At 57.8% G+C, this 16491-nt stretch carries 16 protein-coding genes, 1 tRNA gene and 1 pseudogene; 10 read left to right on the forward strand and 8 right to left on the reverse strand.

The window, feature by feature from the left end:
• Window positions 1-8: 8 nt before the first annotated feature.
• Both ACLHDD_RS17985 and rsmC read right to left on the reverse strand, forming a co-directional pair.
• Window positions 9-95, reverse strand: a tRNA-Leu gene (locus ACLHDD_RS17985).
• A 152-nt stretch (window positions 96-247) separates the two neighbouring features.
• Entirely contained in the window at window positions 248-1279 is a 1032-nt protein-coding gene (rsmC, locus tag ACLHDD_RS17990) for a 16S rRNA (guanine(1207)-N(2))-methyltransferase RsmC (RefSeq protein WP_427105131.1), read from the reverse strand.
• Window positions 1280-1385: 106 nt separating this feature from the next.
• Between rsmC and ACLHDD_RS17995 the strand changes: the two genes are divergently transcribed.
• The 3 genes from ACLHDD_RS17995 to yjjG are packed head-to-tail and all read left to right on the forward strand — an operon-like array spanning window position 1386 to window position 2907.
• Window positions 1386-1796, forward strand: a complete 411-nt coding sequence (locus tag ACLHDD_RS17995; RefSeq protein WP_427105132.1) for a DNA polymerase III subunit psi — start codon at window positions 1386-1388, stop codon at window positions 1794-1796.
• Window positions 1768-2208 (forward strand): ribosomal protein S18-alanine N-acetyltransferase, encoded by a 441-nt coding sequence (rimI, locus tag ACLHDD_RS18000; RefSeq protein ID WP_427105133.1) that lies wholly within the window; start codon window positions 1768-1770, stop codon window positions 2206-2208. The genes ACLHDD_RS17995 and rimI overlap by 29 nt, the downstream gene beginning before the upstream one ends.
• 18 nt (window positions 2209-2226) lie before the next feature.
• Window positions 2227-2907 carry a pyrimidine 5'-nucleotidase gene (yjjG, locus tag ACLHDD_RS18005; protein ID WP_427105134.1) on the forward strand — a complete coding sequence of 227 codons (681 nt, stop codon included), beginning with the start codon at window positions 2227-2229 and terminating at the stop codon, window positions 2905-2907.
• 79 nt (window positions 2908-2986) lie between these two features.
• Here the strand turns inward: yjjG and ACLHDD_RS18010 are convergent, their stop codons facing one another.
• The gene (locus ACLHDD_RS18010) at window positions 2987-3634 is read right to left on the reverse strand and encodes a YtjB family periplasmic protein (RefSeq protein WP_427105135.1); all 648 of its coding nucleotides are present in this window, start codon (window positions 3632-3634) and stop codon (window positions 2987-2989) included.
• Between the two features lie 107 nt (window positions 3635-3741).
• On the opposite strand from ACLHDD_RS18010, the pseudogene serB reads away from it, so the two are divergent.
• The 3 genes and pseudogenes from serB to nadR all read left to right on the forward strand — a co-directional run bounded on the left by serB (window position 3742) and on the right by nadR (window position 7432).
• Window positions 3742-4718 (forward strand): annotated as a pseudogene (gene serB, locus ACLHDD_RS18015) (phosphoserine phosphatase).
• A gap of 13 nt (window positions 4719-4731) precedes the next feature.
• A complete protein-coding gene (gene radA, locus ACLHDD_RS18020) occupies window positions 4732-6114 on the forward strand; it encodes a DNA repair protein RadA (RefSeq protein ID WP_427105136.1) in 1383 nt (460 codons plus the stop codon).
• A 76-nt stretch (window positions 6115-6190) separates the two neighbouring features.
• Entirely contained in the window at window positions 6191-7432 is a 1242-nt protein-coding gene (gene nadR, locus ACLHDD_RS18025; protein WP_293774668.1) for a multifunctional transcriptional regulator/nicotinamide-nucleotide adenylyltransferase/ribosylnicotinamide kinase NadR, read from the forward strand.
• Between the two features lie 45 nt (window positions 7433-7477).
• On the opposite strand, the gene ACLHDD_RS18030 is transcribed toward nadR, so the two are convergent.
• Window positions 7478-8479 carry a zinc-binding alcohol dehydrogenase family protein gene (locus ACLHDD_RS18030; protein ID WP_427105137.1) on the reverse strand — a complete coding sequence of 334 codons (1002 nt, stop codon included), beginning with the start codon at window positions 8477-8479 and terminating at the stop codon, window positions 7478-7480.
• Between the two features lie 202 nt (window positions 8480-8681).
• On the opposite strand from ACLHDD_RS18030, the gene ACLHDD_RS18035 reads away from it, so the two are divergent.
• Window positions 8682-9578 carry a LysR family transcriptional regulator gene (locus tag ACLHDD_RS18035; protein WP_427105138.1) on the forward strand — a complete coding sequence of 299 codons (897 nt, stop codon included), beginning with the start codon at window positions 8682-8684 and terminating at the stop codon, window positions 9576-9578.
• On the opposite strand, the gene ACLHDD_RS18040 is transcribed toward ACLHDD_RS18035, so the two are convergent.
• The 4 genes from ACLHDD_RS18040 to deoR all read right to left on the reverse strand — a co-directional run bounded on the left by ACLHDD_RS18040 (window position 9559) and on the right by deoR (window position 13019).
• Entirely contained in the window at window positions 9559-10161 is a 603-nt protein-coding gene (locus ACLHDD_RS18040; protein ID WP_427105139.1) for a Fic/DOC family protein, read from the reverse strand. The two genes, ACLHDD_RS18035 and ACLHDD_RS18040, sit on opposite strands and share 20 nt — an antisense overlap.
• Before the next feature lie 12 nt (window positions 10162-10173).
• Window positions 10174-10338, reverse strand: a complete 165-nt coding sequence (locus tag ACLHDD_RS18045) for a YhfG family protein (protein WP_427105140.1) — start codon at window positions 10336-10338, stop codon at window positions 10174-10176.
• A 70-nt stretch (window positions 10339-10408) separates the two neighbouring features.
• Window positions 10409-12076 (reverse strand): energy-dependent translational throttle protein EttA, encoded by a 1668-nt coding sequence (gene ettA / locus ACLHDD_RS18050; RefSeq protein WP_293774673.1) that lies wholly within the window; start codon window positions 12074-12076, stop codon window positions 10409-10411.
• Window positions 12077-12254: 178 nt separating this feature from the next.
• A complete protein-coding gene (deoR, locus tag ACLHDD_RS18055; protein ID WP_427105236.1) occupies window positions 12255-13019 on the reverse strand; it encodes a DNA-binding transcriptional repressor DeoR in 765 nt (254 codons plus the stop codon).
• A gap of 391 nt (window positions 13020-13410) precedes the next feature.
• Between deoR and rbsK the strand changes: the two genes are divergently transcribed.
• From rbsK to ACLHDD_RS18070, 3 genes are all read left to right on the forward strand, one after another.
• Entirely contained in the window at window positions 13411-14328 is a 918-nt protein-coding gene (gene rbsK, locus ACLHDD_RS18060) for a ribokinase (protein ID WP_427105141.1), read from the forward strand.
• A 9-nt stretch (window positions 14329-14337) separates the two neighbouring features.
• Window positions 14338-15663 carry an L-fucose:H+ symporter permease gene (gene fucP, locus ACLHDD_RS18065; RefSeq protein ID WP_427105142.1) on the forward strand — a complete coding sequence of 442 codons (1326 nt, stop codon included), beginning with the start codon at window positions 14338-14340 and terminating at the stop codon, window positions 15661-15663.
• The coding region (locus ACLHDD_RS18070) for a DUF4432 domain-containing protein (protein WP_427105143.1) at window positions 15660-16491 on the forward strand (832 nt) is incomplete at its 3' end. The genes fucP and ACLHDD_RS18070, both read left to right, overlap by 4 nt.

Below are 16491 nucleotides of genomic sequence, written 5' to 3' on the forward strand. Positions count from 1 at the left end.
TGTGATTTTGGTGCGAAGAGAGGGACTTGAACCCTCACGTCCGTTAAGACACTAACACCTGAAGCTAGCGCGTCTACCAATTCCGCCACCTTCGCATACCCGTAACACCCTGAGAATGTTACAACCACGGAGGCGCATTCTAGAGATTTTACTCTTTGCGTCAACAACTATTTCATCGGGCTGAAACGATCGCTGCAAAAAACAACGTTTTCAGCCCAGCCGTGCGGTGAATGGCGAAAAAACGCGCTTAGCGCGCCTTCGCGCCACGTCCATAGACGGCACGATAGACTTTGAAGCGACCGGTCTGGGCGATGACTTCGTGGCTGCCAAAGGTTTCATCCAGCACCTGAGGATAGGGCAGGAAGGTATTGGCCACGATACGCAGTTCACCACCGGTATTCAGATGTTTGACTGCACCCCGGATCAGCGCCTGCGCCGCATCGAGGCTGGTCTGTGTCCCTTCATGGAAAGGCGGATTCGAGATAATCATGTCGAAACGACCGGTGACATCAGAGAAAACGTTGCTGGCAAAAACCTCGCCCTCAATGCCGTTGGCCGCCAGTGTCGCTTTACTCGCTTCAATCGCTGCCGCGTGCACGTCGCACAACCACAGACGGACTTTCGGCGAAACGGCAGACAGTGAAGCGGCCATCACGCCCGCGCCACAGCCCATATCCAGCACCTTGCCTTTGGTGTGCGGGGCAAAGGTCGAGAGCAGCAGGGCACTGCCGCTGTCCAGGCCGTCACGGCTGAAAACGCCAGGCAGGGTATGAATCGTCAGATCATCCAGCTGATACTGATGACCAAAGCTGCTGGCATCAAACTCAGGCTGTTTGTCGAGGCGACCATGATAGAGACCACAGCGACGCGCGCTGTCGATTTTCTCCAGTTTCACCCACGATGCTACCATGCCTTCGGCACTGCGCACGCCACTGCGGTTTTCACCGACCACGAACACATCGCAGCCCACCGGCAGCAGTGACAGCAGGTTCTGGAGCTGGAACTGCACTTCTGGCTTATTTTTTGTCCAGAAGTAGATCAGCGTATCGCAGCCCTGCACATCTTCCGCCTGCGCCACCATGCCGTAACGGGCCTGCTCGCCCATACGGCGGCTCAGGTTTTGCCAGTGATGATACTGCTGGGTGTGCACGCGCGATGAGGCGGTTTCCAGCTGAGCGGGCAGGTCATCCTGCAGATCGCCAGCAAATAAGACATGGCGGGCGGTAAATTCATCACTGTGGCGCAGAATAACTTCGCTGGCCGGGGAAAAAGCAGACATGTAGGGCTCCTGTAAGATCTGAGCGGGGATTATAGTGCTTTGTTGGCGCATGTTCGATGGGTTTGCTAGCATAGCGTCGCAATCAGGCAGCAGAACAGGTAACTCCATGACGTCCAGGCGCGACTGGCTTTTACAGCAAATGGGAATTACGCAGTATCAACTGCGCCGCCCGCGCGTGCTTCAGGGCGAAATTGCCGTCACGCTCACTCCGGGCACACAGTTAATCATTGTCGCTGAGGTGCCACCGGTTCTGGAAGAGCCGCTGATGCGCGACGTGCTGCATGCCCTCCATCTGCAGCCTGCCGAGGTCATGACCGTCACGCCGGATCAGCTGCAGATGCTGCCGGAAACGCTGAACTGTGCGGGCTGGCTGCTGGGTGTTGAAAGCGAACAGACCTTCAATGGCGTGGCACTGAGCAGCGCCTCTTTTAATGAACTGATCAGCAGCGGCGTCGCCAGACGCGCGCTCTGGCAACAGATGTGTAAACATGACAGCCATCTCTTTCCTCACCCCTGACGATCTGGCGCAAGCCTATGCCATTGAGTGCCGCAGCCACGCATTTCCCTGGCGTGAGCAGACCTTTGCCAGCAATCAGGGCGAACGTTTCCTCAATCTGCGACTTGATGTTGGCGATAAAATGGCCGCCTTCGCCATTGCCCAGGTCGTCCTCGACGAAGCCTCCCTGTTCAATATTGCGGTCGATCCTGCCTTTCAGCGTCGGGGCTTAGGCCGCCAGCTGTTGCAGCATCTGATTGAGGCGTTGGCCGAACGTAATGTGCTGACGCTGTGGCTGGAAGTGCGGGCCTCAAACCTGCCCGCTATTGCGCTCTATGAGCAGCTTGGCTTCAATCAGGTGAGTCGTCGTCCCAACTATTATCCCACTGCCAGCGGCCGTGAAGATGCCATTCTGATGGCGCTGACGCTGTAGCCGCATAAAGGAGTTTTCATGTCAGAACACTGGGATTGCATCCTGTTTGATGCAGACGATACCCTTTTTCATTTCGATGCGTTTGCCGGTCTGCAGCGCCTGTTCGCGGGTTACGATGTGCAGTTCACCGACCAGGATTACAGCGATTATCAGGCGATAAACAAGCCGCTCTGGGTCGATTATCAGAACGGTATCATTTCGGCGTTACAGTTGCAGACGCAACGTTTTAATCACTGGAGTGAAAAGCTCAGCGTCGCCCCCGAGATCCTCAACAGCGGCTTCCTCAGCGCAATGGGCGAGATCTGCACGCCGCTGCCGGGCGCCGTCAGCCTGATGAACCAGCTGCACGGGCGGGTGAAAATGGGCATTATCACTAATGGTTTCACCGCGCTGCAGCAGACCCGGCTGGAGCGCACCGGCTTCCGCGATTACTTCTCGGCGCTGGTGATCTCTGAGCAGGTCGGGGTGCCCAAACCGGCGGCAGCGATTTTTGATTACGCGCTGGAACAGATGGGTAATCCGGATCGTCAGCGGGTGCTGATGGTGGGCGATACGCCGGAATCGGACATTCTGGGTGGCATGAATGCGGGACTGAAAACCTGCTGGCTCGATCATGGCACCCGGCCGCTGCCGGAACAGATTAAACCGACCTGGCAGGTGAAATCGCTGGCGGAGCTGGAAGCGTTGCTGATCGGCTGACCGACGCCGCCCGCGCATTGCGATCAAAAAGGCCCGCAGAGCGGGCCTTTTTATTTATCGTGATCACCGCGCCAGCGCGCTACGCTTTCTTCTCGTCGTCGTCACGATCCTCTTTCACCGGCGTGCTGGCGGTCAGCAGAAACGGCGACTGCTGCCAGCGGGTACGGCGATGGCGCAGCAGGGTACGGGAGAGGATAATGCCAATGGCCAGCGCCAGCAGCATCATCAGGCGCAGAATATTGGTGGTGTTATCGACCTGATGTGAATCGGTGACCAGCACATGGGTATCGAGCGTCACGCGCAGAAAGCCCAGTGGACCCTCGTTTCCGGCCAGCGGCTGCACAATCTGATGATTGAAATAGCTGCCCGCGCGCTGACCGTCAAGCGCCAGCCGGTCGCGGACGTTGATATTCTCGCCGCTGTGCGCCACCAGGCTGCCGTCACCGTCATAGACCGACGCATCCAGAATACGGCTGTTCGCCGTCATCTGGTTCAGGATCGCTTCGATCTGATTACGGTTATTTTCGCTGTTGTCCATCAACGGCTTAAGGCTGAACGCTACCTGACTGGTGAGGGTATGCGCCAGCTCCTCGACCTGTTCAGACCGCGCCATCTGATGACCCAGACTGAACCAGGAGGCGCCCTGCATCAGGACGACCAGCAGCGCCATTGAGATGAGCACGATCACGGTTCGATGCAAGCGAAATTTCAGTGCGGTTTTAGCCATTAATCATCCGGGTCATATCACAACAGAAAGCCTGGAGATTATGTTGCCAGAAGCGGCGCAGACAAGGTAGCCTCTTGCGTGGTTTTGTTGTCCCTACAGGAGCTGTGATGCCAAATCGTTTAACCTGGTGCGATCTTCCCGCCGATGTCTCTCTCTGGCCGGGTTTGCCCTCTCTCTTAGCGGTGATGAAGTGATGCCGCTGGATTATCGCGCTGGCCGCACCGGCTGGCTGCTGTATGGCCGCGGGCTGGATAAGCAGCGTCTGACCGATTATCAGCATCAGCTGGGTGCCGCGATGGTGATCGTCAGCGCCTGGAACGTCGATGAGTATCAGGTCATTCGCCTGGCGGGATCGCTGACGCCGTTTGCCAGCAAGCTGGCGCACGATGCCGGGCTGGACGTGGCACCGCTGGGTAAAATCCCATGGCTCAAAGCGCCGGGCCTGCTGGTAATGGATATGGACTCTACTGCGATTCAAATCGAGTGCATCGACGAGATCGCTAAACTGGCGGGCTGCGGCGAGCAGGTGGCGGAGGTCACGGAGCGCGCGATGCGCGGGGAACTCGACTTCGCCGCCAGCCTGCGACAGCGTGTCGCAGCCCTGCAGGGCGCAGACGCCAATATTCTGAAGCAGGTGCGTGATACCCTGCCGCTGATGCCGGGACTGACAACCCTGACGCAGAAACTGCAGGCACTGGGCTGGCAGGTCGCCATCGCATCCGGTGGTTTTACTTACTACGCTGACTATCTGCGTGACAGGCTGCATCTGTCGGCGGTGGCGGCTAATGAGCTTGAGATTCGCGACGGCAAGCTGACCGGCAAGGTGCTGGGGCCGATTGTCGACGCACAATATAAAGCCGATACCCTGAAGAAGCTGGCGCAGCGTTTTAACATCGCGCCGGAACAGACGGTGGCGATCGGCGATGGGGCCAATGACCTGCTGATGATCAAAGCCGCCGCACTGGGTATTGCGTTCCATGCTAAACCTAAGGTGAATGAGCAGACTGCGGTCACCATTCGCCATGCCGATCTTATGGGGGTGTTCTGCATCCTGACCGGCAGCCTGATCCACGAAGAGCGTTAACTGAGGTATTGATTTGGCCAAAGCGGCAAAACGCGCATTTGTCTGTAACGAATGTGGCGCAGATTACCCACGCTGGCAGGGGCAATGCAGCGCCTGTCACGCCTGGAACACCATCACCGAGGTGCGCATCGCCGCCTCACCTGCGGCTGCGCGCAACGAGCGCCTGAGCGGTTACGCTGGCAGCGCCGGCACCAGTCGGGTGCAGAAACTCTCTGAAATCAGCCTGGAGGCGCTGCCGCGTTTCTCCTCCACCTTTAAAGAGTTTGACCGGGTGCTGGGCGGCGGGGTGGTACCGGGCAGCGCCATCCTGATTGGCGGCAACCCTGGCGCCGGGAAATCGACGCTGCTGCTGCAGGTGATGTGCCGGTTGTCGGAGGGAATGAAAACCCTCTATGTGACCGGTGAAGAGTCACTGCAACAGGTGGCGATGCGCGCCCATCGTCTGGGATTGCCCACCGAAAACGTGAATATGCTGTCGGAAACCAGCATTGAGCAGATCTGCCTGATCGCCGAGCAGGAGCAGCCGCAACTGATGGTGATCGACTCGATCCAGGTGATGCACATGGCGGAGATCCAGTCGTCACCCGGCAGCGTCGCCCAGGTGCGTGAAACCGCCGCCTATCTGACGCGCTTTGCCAAAACGCGCGGTGTCGCCATCATCATGGTCGGCCATGTCACTAAAGATGGCTCGCTGGCAGGCCCGAAAGTGCTGGAGCACTGCATCGACTGTTCGGTTCTGCTGGATGGCGATGCCGATTCCCGCTTCCGCACCCTGCGCAGTCATAAAAACCGTTTTGGCGCAGTCAACGAACTGGGCGTGTTTGCCATGACTGAACAGGGTATGCGTGAAGTCAGCAACCCGTCCGCGATCTTTCTGTCGCGCGGCGAAGAGGTGACTTCCGGCAGCTCCGTAATGGTGCTGTGGGAGGGAACGCGGCCGCTGCTGGTGGAGATTCAGGCGCTCGTCGATCACTCGATGATGGGCAATCCACGCCGTGTGGCGGTGGGGCTGGAACAGAACCGGCTGGCGATTCTGCTGGCGGTGCTGCATCGACACGGTGGACTGCAGATGGCGGACCAGGATGTGTTCGTCAACGTCGTCGGCGGCGTCAAAGTCACTGAAACCGGTGCGGACCTGGCGCTGATGCTGTCGATGGTATCGAGTCTGCGCGACCGTCCGCTGCCGCAGGATCTGGTGATCTTCGGCGAAGTCGGGCTGGCTGGTGAAATCCGCCCGGTGCCCAGCGGTCAGGAACGTATCTCCGAAGCGGCGAAGCATGGCTTCAGACGCGCCATTGTGCCCGCCGGTAACGCACCGAAAAAACCGATTGCCGGAATGCAGGTATTTAGCGTGAAGAAGCTGGCCGATGCGCTGGCTATTCTGGACGATCTGTAATGCGCCTGCGGCCTGTCACGCTGTAGACGTGACAGGCCCGATCCCACCTTAACCGCACTGATGCAGGAGGCACGACATGTCGTCGTTTGAATATCTTAAAACGGCCATCCGCCAGCAGGGTCATACGCTGCAACAGGTCGCTGATGCCAGCGGCATGACGAAAGGTTATCTGAGCCAGTTGCTCAATGCCAAAATCAAAAGCCCCAGCGCCCAGAAGCTGGAGGCACTGCACCGCTTTCTGGGCCTGGAGTTTCCGCGCCGCGATAAACGGATAGGGGTCATATTTGGTAAGTTCTATCCGCTGCACACCGGCCATATCTATCTGATTCAGCGCGCCTGCAGCCAGGTGGATGAGCTGCATATCATCATGGGCTACGACGAGCCGCGCGACCGCGAACTGTTTGAGAATAGCGCGATGTCTCAGCAGCCGACGGTCAGCGATCGTCTGCGCTGGCTGCTGCAGACCTTTAAGTATCAGAAAAATATTCGCATCCACGCCTTCAATGAAGAGGGCATTGAACCCTATCCGCACGGCTGGGACGTCTGGAGCCGCGGCGTCAGTGCGTTCCTCAGCGAACAGGGGATTACGGCGGACTGTATCTACACCAGCGAAGCGCCCGATGCCGAGATGTATCAGCAGCATCTGGGAATTCAGACCGTACTGGTCGATCCCAGCCGATCTTTTATGAGCATCAGCGGCGCGCAGATCCGTCAGGATCCGTTCCGCTTCTGGGACTACATTCCCACCGAAGTAAAACCGTTCTTTGTCCGCACCGTGGCGATCCTCGGCGGAGAATCCAGCGGCAAATCGACGCTGGTCAACAAACTCGCCAACATCTTCAACACTACCAGCGCCTGGGAGTATGGCCGCGACTACGTCTTCTCCCATCTGGGCGGCGACGAGATGGCGCTGCAATATTCCGATTACGACAAGATCGCGCTGGGGCAGGCGCAGTACATCGATTTCGCCGTAAAATATGCCAATAAAGTGGCGTTTATCGACACCGATTTCGTGACCACGCAGGCGTTCTGTCTGAAGTATGAGGGGCGTGAACATCCCTTTGTGCAGGCGCTGATCGACGAATATCGTTTTGATCTGGTGATCCTGCTGGAAAACAACGTGCCCTGGGTTGCCGATGGATTGCGCAGTCTGGGCAGTTCGGTCGATCGTCGGGAGTTTCAGTCGATGCTGGTGACGATGCTGCGGGAAAATAACATCGATTTTCTGCACGTTCAGGAAGATGATTATGATACTCGCTTCCTGCGCTGCATTGAGCTGGTGAAGGCGATGCTGGGCGAGAAAAACGCCCAGCCATAACGCCTGCGACGATCCGGTCTGCCGCCTGGCAGCCGGATCGGGTCATTAATAGACCATCACCACTTTACCGCGCATGTGGCCTTCCAGCACCCGCTGATGAGCGGCTTTCAGCGTCTCTACGCTCAGGCCGTGCAGCGTCTCGCTCAGCGTCGTCTGCAGTTTCCCCTCATCCAGCAGCGCCGACACCGCATCCAGAATCTCGCCCTGGCGCGCCATGTCCGGCGTGTTGAACATGCTGCGGGTATACATCAGCTCGAAGTGCAGCGCGGCGCTCTTCAGTTTCAGCTGATCCATCGACAGCGGATGTTCGTTTTCGACGATGGTGCAGATATGGCCCTGCGGGGCGATCAGTTTAGCCATGGTTTCCCAGTGACCGTCGGTGTCATTCAGGCAGAAGATGTAATCAACCTGCTTAATCCCCTGTTTCTCCAGCTCGCCAACCATATCTTTATAGTTGATCACCCGATCGGCTCCGCGATCGCGGCACCACTGCGCGGAATCTTCACGCGAGGCGGTCGCGATGACCTGCACCTTGCTGCGCAGCTTTGCTAGCGGGATCGCCAGCGATCCGACGCCGCCCGCGCCGCCGACGATCAGCAGCGTCTGATCGGCCGTGGCGTGCTCCAGGTTCAGTCGCTCAAACAATCCTTCCCAGGCGGTCAGGGCGGTCAGCGGGATCGCTGCCGACTGCGCCCAGTCCAGGCTCTCCGGCTTGTGGCCGGTGATACGTGAATCCACCAGCTGCTCGGTGCTGTTGCTGCCCGGACGGGTCAGGTCGCCGGCATAGAAGACTTCGTCGCCAGGCTTAAAGTTGCTGACTTTGCTGCCGACTTCCAGCACCACGCCGCTGGCGTCCCAGCCGAGAATGCGCGGCTGCTCAAGGCCATTTTTCATCGCCCCTTTGTGTACTTTGGTGTCGACCGGGTTGACCGACGCCGCTTTCACTTCGACACGCAGGTCATACTCACCGGGCGTCAGGGATTCAGGGAAAATCTCAGTGAAGTTTTCAGGACTTTCCGGATTAACTGCGATAGCGCGAATAGACATAGCATTTTCCTGTTTAATCAGGCTCTCAGCCTGGAACGTGTCTCTGCCATGCTGACCGTGGCGCGGCAAACCCGCTGTCGGGCTGCGCCACGCTTCACATGGCCGAATGGCGACTCTTTCAGAACCGGCTTTAAGTGTAGAACCTGGTTTTAGCGGTGATAAGATGGACAATCTTTCATAGAGTGTTCGTCTGAGGTGAACAATGGCCTTTCGGCAGTGGCAGGATATGGCGCTTTTCGCGCTAGTGGCAGAGTGCGGCAGCTTTACCGCTGCGGCAGAACGGGCCGGGCTGCCGAAATCAAGCGTCAGCCAGCGCATCAGCCAGCTGGAGCAGCGGCTGGGGATCCGGCTGCTGAATCGCACCACCCGCCAGCTCAATCTGACCTTTGCCGGTGAGCGCTATCTGCTGCACTGCCAGGAGATGATGCAGGCCAGTGAACGCGCCGATCAGGCGATTGCCAGCCTGCGTGACAACCCCAGTGGCCGCCTGCGCATCACCAGTCCGGCGGGCATCGGCGCCACGCTGCTGGCGCGCTGCAACGCGGCGTTTTTACGCCTTTACCCGGATGTAACGCTGGATGTGTCGATATCGGATGAGATGCGCGACCTGGTGCAGGAGGGGTTTGATGTGGCGCTGCGCACCGGTCAGCCGCAGGAGTCGTCGCTGATTGGTCGCCGGATAGGCAACTGCCCGCGACGGCTGGTCGCTTCGCAGCACTATCTCGACGAGCATCCCCCGCTGGTCCATCCCCAGCAGCTGTCGGCCCATCGCTGTATTGCGCACCGCGCCTGGAATGAATGGGTGCTGCAGCGCGATGAAGAGTTCTATCGCTGGCTGCTGCCGCCAGGCCATCTCACGGACAATCTGCTCTACGCGCGCGAATCGGCGCTGGGCGATGCGGGCATCACGCTGCTGCCGCACTTCCTGATCGACGGGCCGATGGCCGATCCCCGGCTGGTGCCGGTGTTACCGGAATGGGAGGTCGAAGGCAATGAGCTGTGGCTGGTCTATCCGGGCCGCAAACTGCAGTCGCCTGCGCTGGCGCGTTTTATTGAGTTCGCGCTGCAGTCAGAGGTATTCAGGGCGTTTTATCGCTGAGCGGCTGGATATGCCGGAGAAATAAGGCTGCCATTTTTTCAGGGCCGGATTGATAACCGGCAATATTAGCGGCTAACCAGTCGCTGGCGCTCAGACCTTCCCAGCTGACCTGATAGCCTGCATGCAAAATAATATGTTCGAACAGGATGCGCAGTGCACGGCCATTACCTTCGCGAAAGGGATGCAGAATATTTAACTCGCAATAGTACCAGGCAACCTGAAAACAGAAAGCCGCATGATCAGGCTGGGAGAAGCATTTCTCATGCGCCATTTTCGTAAATAAACGGTCTGCTTCCCGCGCAATAAAAGCGGGCTGGCAAAATCGCGTCTGGCCTTTGCTGATGGAGATATCGCGTATTTTTCCTGCCCAGCTATAAAGTTCGTTAAACAGGCAATAATGAATATGGCACAAGGTCCGGAGGGAAAAGGGAGGATGTGAAAGCGTAATCGTATGAATAGTTAGTGCGGTGATATCACGTTCAGCCTGATCAAGCAGGATCTGATCGCGGATATTATAACGATTGATCAGCACATCTGAATCGGGGTAACAGTAGTGATCCCGCCAGACCTGATAACGATTCACCTTCGTCCCCTGTTACTGTTTATAGCGGCGTCGGATCTCTTCCAGCGTTAATAATTTGCTGTCAGCAGAGATATAGATTCCCTCGAGGCGCGAACTGGCGACAAAGTTAGCCACTTTCGTCGCCTCAAAAATCGCTTCTGCTTTTTTCGATGGTGATGCCCTGGCTGTTTTTTTCATCAGATTCAGACCTCTGTAGCGAACTGAATGAAAAGCGGAAGAAGGAGACCGGAGTCTCCCCCTGATACGCTTACTTAGTCATACGCTTGTACTTGATGCGCTTCGGCTCCAGCGCATCTGCGCCGAGGGTACGCTTCTTGTACTCTTCATATTCGGTAAAGTTACCTTCGAAGAATTCGATTTTGCCTTCGTCCTGATAATCCAGAATGTGGGTGGCGATACGGTCCAGGAACCAGCGGTCATGCGAGATGACCATGGCACAGCCCGGGAACTCCAGCAGGGCGTTTTCCAGCGCGCGAAGGGTTTCGATGTCCAGGTCGTTGGTAGGCTCATCGAGCAGCAGCATGTTGCCGCCAACCTGCAGCAGCTTCGCCAGATGCAGACGACCGCGTTCACCGCCCGACAGTTCGCCAACGCGTTTACCCTGATCGACGCCTTTGAAGTTAAAGCGGCCGACATAGGCGCGGCTTGGCATCTCGGTGTTACCGATACGCATGATGTCCTGGCCGCCGGAAACTTCTTCCCAGACGGTTTTGGAATTATCCATGCTGTCACGGAACTGATCGACGGAGGCCAGCTTCACGGTTTCACCCAGCACGATGCTGCCGGAATCCGGCTGTTCCTGACCGGACATCATGCGGAACAGCGTCGATTTACCCGCGCCGTTCGGACCGATGATCCCGACAATCGCACCCTTCGGCACAGAGAAGGAGAGGTCATCAATCAGTACACGATCGCCGTACGATTTGCGCAGGTTGCTGACTTCCAGCACTTTGTCACCCAGACGGGCACCTGGCGGAATGAACAGTTCGTTGGTTTCGTTGCGCTTCTGGTAGTCCGTGTTGTTCAGCTCTTCAAAGCGTGCCAGACGGGCTTTGCCTTTGGACTGACGGCCTTTGGTACCCTGACGCACCCACTCCAGCTCTTTCTCGATCGACTTACGACGAGCGGCTTCGGTAGAGGCTTCCTGTGCCAGACGCGCATCTTTCTGCTCCAGCCAGGAGGAGTAGTTACCTTCCCACGGAATGCCTTCACCGCGGTCCAGCTCCAGAATCCAGCCTGCCACGTTATCCAGGAAGTAACGGTCGTGCGTAATCGCCACGACGGTGCCTTCGAAGTCATGCAGGAAACGCTCCAGCCAGGCGACAGATTCGGCGTCCAGGTGGTTGGTTGGTTCGTCCAGCAGCAGCATGTCTGGTTTTTCCAGCAGCAGGCGACAGAGGGCGACGCGGCGGCGTTCACCACCGGACAGGTTCGCGATTTTTGCATCCCAGTCTGGCAGGCGCAGCGCATCGGCCGCACGTTCCAGCTGCGTATTCAGGTTGTGACCGTCGTGCGCCTGGATAATCTCTTCCAGACGACCCTGTTCAGCAGCCAGCTTGTCGAAGTCTGCATCCTCTTCGGCGTACAGGGCGTACACTTCGTCGAGACGTTTCAGGGCGCCAACCACTTCGGACATCGCCTCTTCAACCGATTCACGCACGGTGTGTTCAAGGTTCAGCTGCGGCTCCTGCGGCAGGTAGCCAATCTTGATGCCGGGCTGTGGACGCGCTTCCCCTTCGATATCTTTATCGATGCCGGCCATGATGCGCAGCAGGGTTGATTTACCCGCGCCGTTCAGACCGAGTACGCCGATTTTTGCGCCCGGGAAGAAGCTGAGCGAGATGTTTTTCAGGATATGTCGCTTCGGCGGAACCACTTTGCCGACGCGATGCATGCTATAGACGAATTGAGCCACGTTGGTTTGAGCCTCTGGGTCTGTTGGTCGTTTGAATGATGTCGAAGTTTAGCCTTTTTCACCGTCTAATCCCAGCCGGGGGGCGGCGAATATTACCCGGGACGGGGAATAGCAGACGGCGCAGCGCGTCAGCGTCTGATTTGATCGTCGCCTGGCGGCCAGGCGGCAAAAGCGGGGATCAGGGCAGGCGCAGCGGTATCCCCTGCTGGGCCAGCCACTGTTGCAACGCCTGATCGGGCGCGCTGTCACTGACCAGCAGATCAAAACGCTGCAGCTCAGCGATACGGGCGGGCAGCACTTTGCCATATTTGCTGCTGTCGGCCACCAGCACCGACTTTCGGGCGCGCAGCATAGCATGATGTTTCATCATCAGCTCATTGGTGTTGTAGCAGGTCGCACCCTGATCTTTATCGATGCCGGCGGCAGAGATAAAGGCCAGCGTCGGACAGAGATCGTCCAGGAGAGTGTGCACGCCGATCGGGGTAAACAGGGCATTGTCAGCGTGAAATTCACCGCCGCTCAGTATCACGTTGCAGGCGGGTTTCTCTTTCAGCGTCAGAAAGGTGTTCATGGCGCAGCAGATGGCAGTAAACGCCAGCGTATCCGGGATCGCATCCACGATATAGGGCAGGGTGGTGCCACAGTCAAAAAAAACCGTATCGTTTTCTGCGATCAGGCTGGCTGCGGCCTGGGCCAGTCGCTGTTTTCGGGCGGCATTCTGCCCATGCTGATCGCTGACAAAATAGTGGCTGGCGTGGCTTTTGGGATCGCTGACGATGTAGCCGCCCAGCAGAACGATGCTGGAAGCGGGTTCGGATAAGTCGCGACGCACCGTCATCTCTGAGACGCCCAGCAGTTGAGCGGCATCTTTCAGATGCAGTTTATCGGTGCGTTTCAGCGCCTGCGTCAGCTTGTGAATGCGTTCGTCGCGCCGGGTTTCCATGGTCATCTCTCTGTTACCTATCCTTCAGTGCGGAACAAGGACGCCGGAACCGGCATCAATACGCGACAAACCTCACAGATTTTAATGAGTTGCGTCTCATCGGCCAGGCTGGCAATCAATCTTACCCGCAATCCGTAAGGGCCGCAAACCTCCGCTGCGCAGTCTGCGCCGCGTCATACTGGCCCGGCAGGCGGGCAAGGAGGCCTGCGTCTTACGCGTGGTGGGTGATGTTATCTTGTTATAATAGTAACACTCCTATCCCCGTTCATCACCGCTCTTACGCAACGCCCGCCGCTTCAGGATGTGGTTTTTGTCACATATTTAACCTTAAAGAAAGGTTATTGTTAATTTATTAACATTTAAACTGGTACCACACCCGGGAGAAACCGTTATGACAATCGCGGTGATCGGCTCAAACATGGTCGATCTGATTACTTATACCAACAGCCTGCCGAAAGCGGGCGAAACCCTCGAAGCCCCCGACTTTGCCATCGGCTGCGGCGGCAAAGGCGCAAACCAGGCGGTGGCGGCGGCGAAAATGGGGGGCCATGTGATGATGGTCAGCAAGGTCGGGGACGATCTCTTCGCGCCCAACACCGTGGCGAATCTGCAACAGCAGGGGGTCGACACGCGCTTTGTCACCACCGCCGCGGGCACCTCCAGTGGCGTGGCACCGATTTTTGTCGATGACCAGTCGCAGAACCGCATTCTGATTATCAAAGGGGCTAACCAGCAGCTGAAGCCGGCGGACATTGACGACGCGGCAGAAGCCCTGAAAGCCTGCAAACTGATCATCCTGCAGTTGGAGATCCCGCTGGAAACGGTCTATTACGCCATTGATTTTGCCCGCCAGCATCAGATCCGGGTGATCCTCAATCCGGCCCCGGCCGTCGCCACGCTGAACATCGACTATGCCTGCAAATGTGACTTCTTTATGCCCAATGAAACCGAGCTGGAGATCCTCACTGGTCTGCCGGTCAGCAGCGATGAAGAGGTGATACTTGCCGGCCAGTCGTTGCTGGCGCGCGGCCTTAAAAATCTGATTATTACTCTGGGCAGCCGGGGATCGGTCTGGATGAGCGGCGATCGTGTACATCGTGTGGCCGCCACGCCGGTGCAGGCGGTAGACACCAGCGGCGCGGGCGATGCCTTTATCGGCTGCTTTGCTTACCTGCTGACCGAAACCGGCGATGTGGCCGCCGCCATGACGCAGGCATCTGCTTATGCTGCCTGCAGCGTCACCGGGCGCGGCACCCAGCGTGCATACCCCGACGCAGCGGCTTTTCAGCGTTTTCTCAACCGTAACTGAGGTTCTGCTATGCAACAGAAAATAGTTCAGCAATCTGATGGCTATCTGAATAAAACGCCGCTGTTTCAGTTCATTCTGCTGTCATGCCTCTTTCCGCTATGGGGCTGTGCGGCGAGTCTCAACGATATTCTGATCACCCAGTTTAAAAGCGTCTTTGCCCTCAGCGACTTCGCCAGCGCACTGGTACAGAGCGCCTTCTATGGCGGCTATTTTCTGATTGCGATCCCGGCCTCACTGGTGATTCGCAGAACCAGCTACAAGATGGCAATCATGATCGGTCTGGCACTCTACATCGCGGGCTGTATTGCCTTTTATCCGGCATCGCACATGGCAACCTACACCATGTTCCTGGCGGCGATTTTTGCCATTGCCATTGGCCTGAGTTTTCTGGAAACCGCGGCCAATACCTACAGTTCGATGATTGGCCATCGTGACCACGCCACGCTGCGCCTCAACGTCAGCCAGACTTTCTACCCGATTGGGGCGCTGATGGGGATTGTGCTGGGTAAATATCTGGTGTTTCAGGACGGGGGCAGCCTGGAGAGCCAGATGGCGGGCATGACGGCGGAGCAGGTGCATGCTTTCCGTCTGACCATGCTGGAACACACGCTGGAGCCCTACAAATATCTGGTGATGGTGCTGGTGGTCGTGATGCTGCTGTTTATGTTCACCCGCTATCCACGCTGTAAACCGGAGAGCCATGCGACATCGTGGCCGTCACTGGGTGAAACCTTCCGCTATCTGGCCACCAACCGCCATTTCAAACGCGGAATCGTGACGCAGTTCCTGTATGTCGGCATGCAGGTGGCGGTCTGGTCATTTACGATTCGTCTGGCGCTGACGCTGGGCGCGGCCAATGAACGTCACGCCTCTAACTTTATGATCTACAGTTTTATCTGCTTCTTTATTGGCAAGTTTGTGGCGAACTTCCTGATGACCCGCTTCCGGGCCGAGAAGGTACTGATCGCCTACTCTGTGCTGGGCGTGCTGACGCTGGCCTATGTGATGCTGGTGCCGGACTTCACCGCCGTGTACGCCGCCGTATTTGTCAGCGTGCTGTTTGGCCCCTGCTGGGCCACCATCTACGCAGGCACGCTGGCGACGGTAGACAATAAATATACCGAAGTCGCGGGCGCGTTTATCGTGATGGCGATTGTCGGCGCCGCCTTCGTTCCGGCACTGCAGGGGCTGGTTTCGGACACCCTGGGATCGATGCAGCTGGCGTTTGGCGTTTCGCTGCTCTGCTTCGCCTGGGTCGGCTTCTATTTCTATGGCGAGCTGCGTCATAAAAAGCAGCCGGTTGCGAGCGGCCGTCTGGTGGAGGAGTTGCCATGAAAACCCGTTTACCCCTGGCGCGTGACCAGTTTCACTCCACGCCGTCGATGCTGCTGGAGAGTGAGGCGTTCCGGGTTGAGCTGTTTCGCTACCCGTCAGGCATTGAGGCAGTGCGCCTCCATAACCGTCGCGGCAGCGTAACCGTGCTGCCATTTCTCGGGCAGATGATCTGGGAGGTGCAGTTCGACGACCATAACCTGACGATGGGCCACAGTTTCAGACAACCGCTGCCAGCCCGTTCGATCATTGATACCTATGGCTGTTTCGCGTTTCACTCGGGACTGCTGGCTAACGGCTGTCCTGCGCCAGAGGACGATCATCCGCTGCACGGCGAGATGGCCTGCGCCCGTATGGACAGCGCCTGGCTGGTACTGGAGGATCAGACGCTGTCGCTGGAAGGGGAGTATGACTATGTCAAAGGCTTTGGTCATCACTACCTGGCAGCACCGGCCGTCCGTCTTCAGGCCGATCGCCCGCGGCTGACGATTGAGATGACGGTCACCAATCTGGCCGGTGCGCCGATGCCGTTGCAGTACATGTGTCATATCAACAGCGCGTGGATCGATCAGGGACGGTTCCGGCAGTCGATCCCCGACCGCGCCTTTCAGCTGCGGCAGTCGATCCCGGCCCATTTGCGGCCGACGCCCGCCTGGCGCGACTACACGGATCGGCTGGCTCGCGATCCACTGGCTCTGCAGCAACTTGATCAGCCGCAGCTCTGCGATCCGGAGATCGTCTTTTTCGCGGACGATCTGCCGCAGTATGGTGATGAGGTGCAGTTTGAGCTACACGCGCCGCAGGGCTATGCGCTGATGACGCGCTTCTCCA

The organism is Pantoea sp. NSTU24 (assembly GCF_050157905.1).
In the GTDB taxonomy this organism is placed as follows: domain Bacteria; phylum Pseudomonadota; class Gammaproteobacteria; order Enterobacterales; family Enterobacteriaceae; genus Pantoea.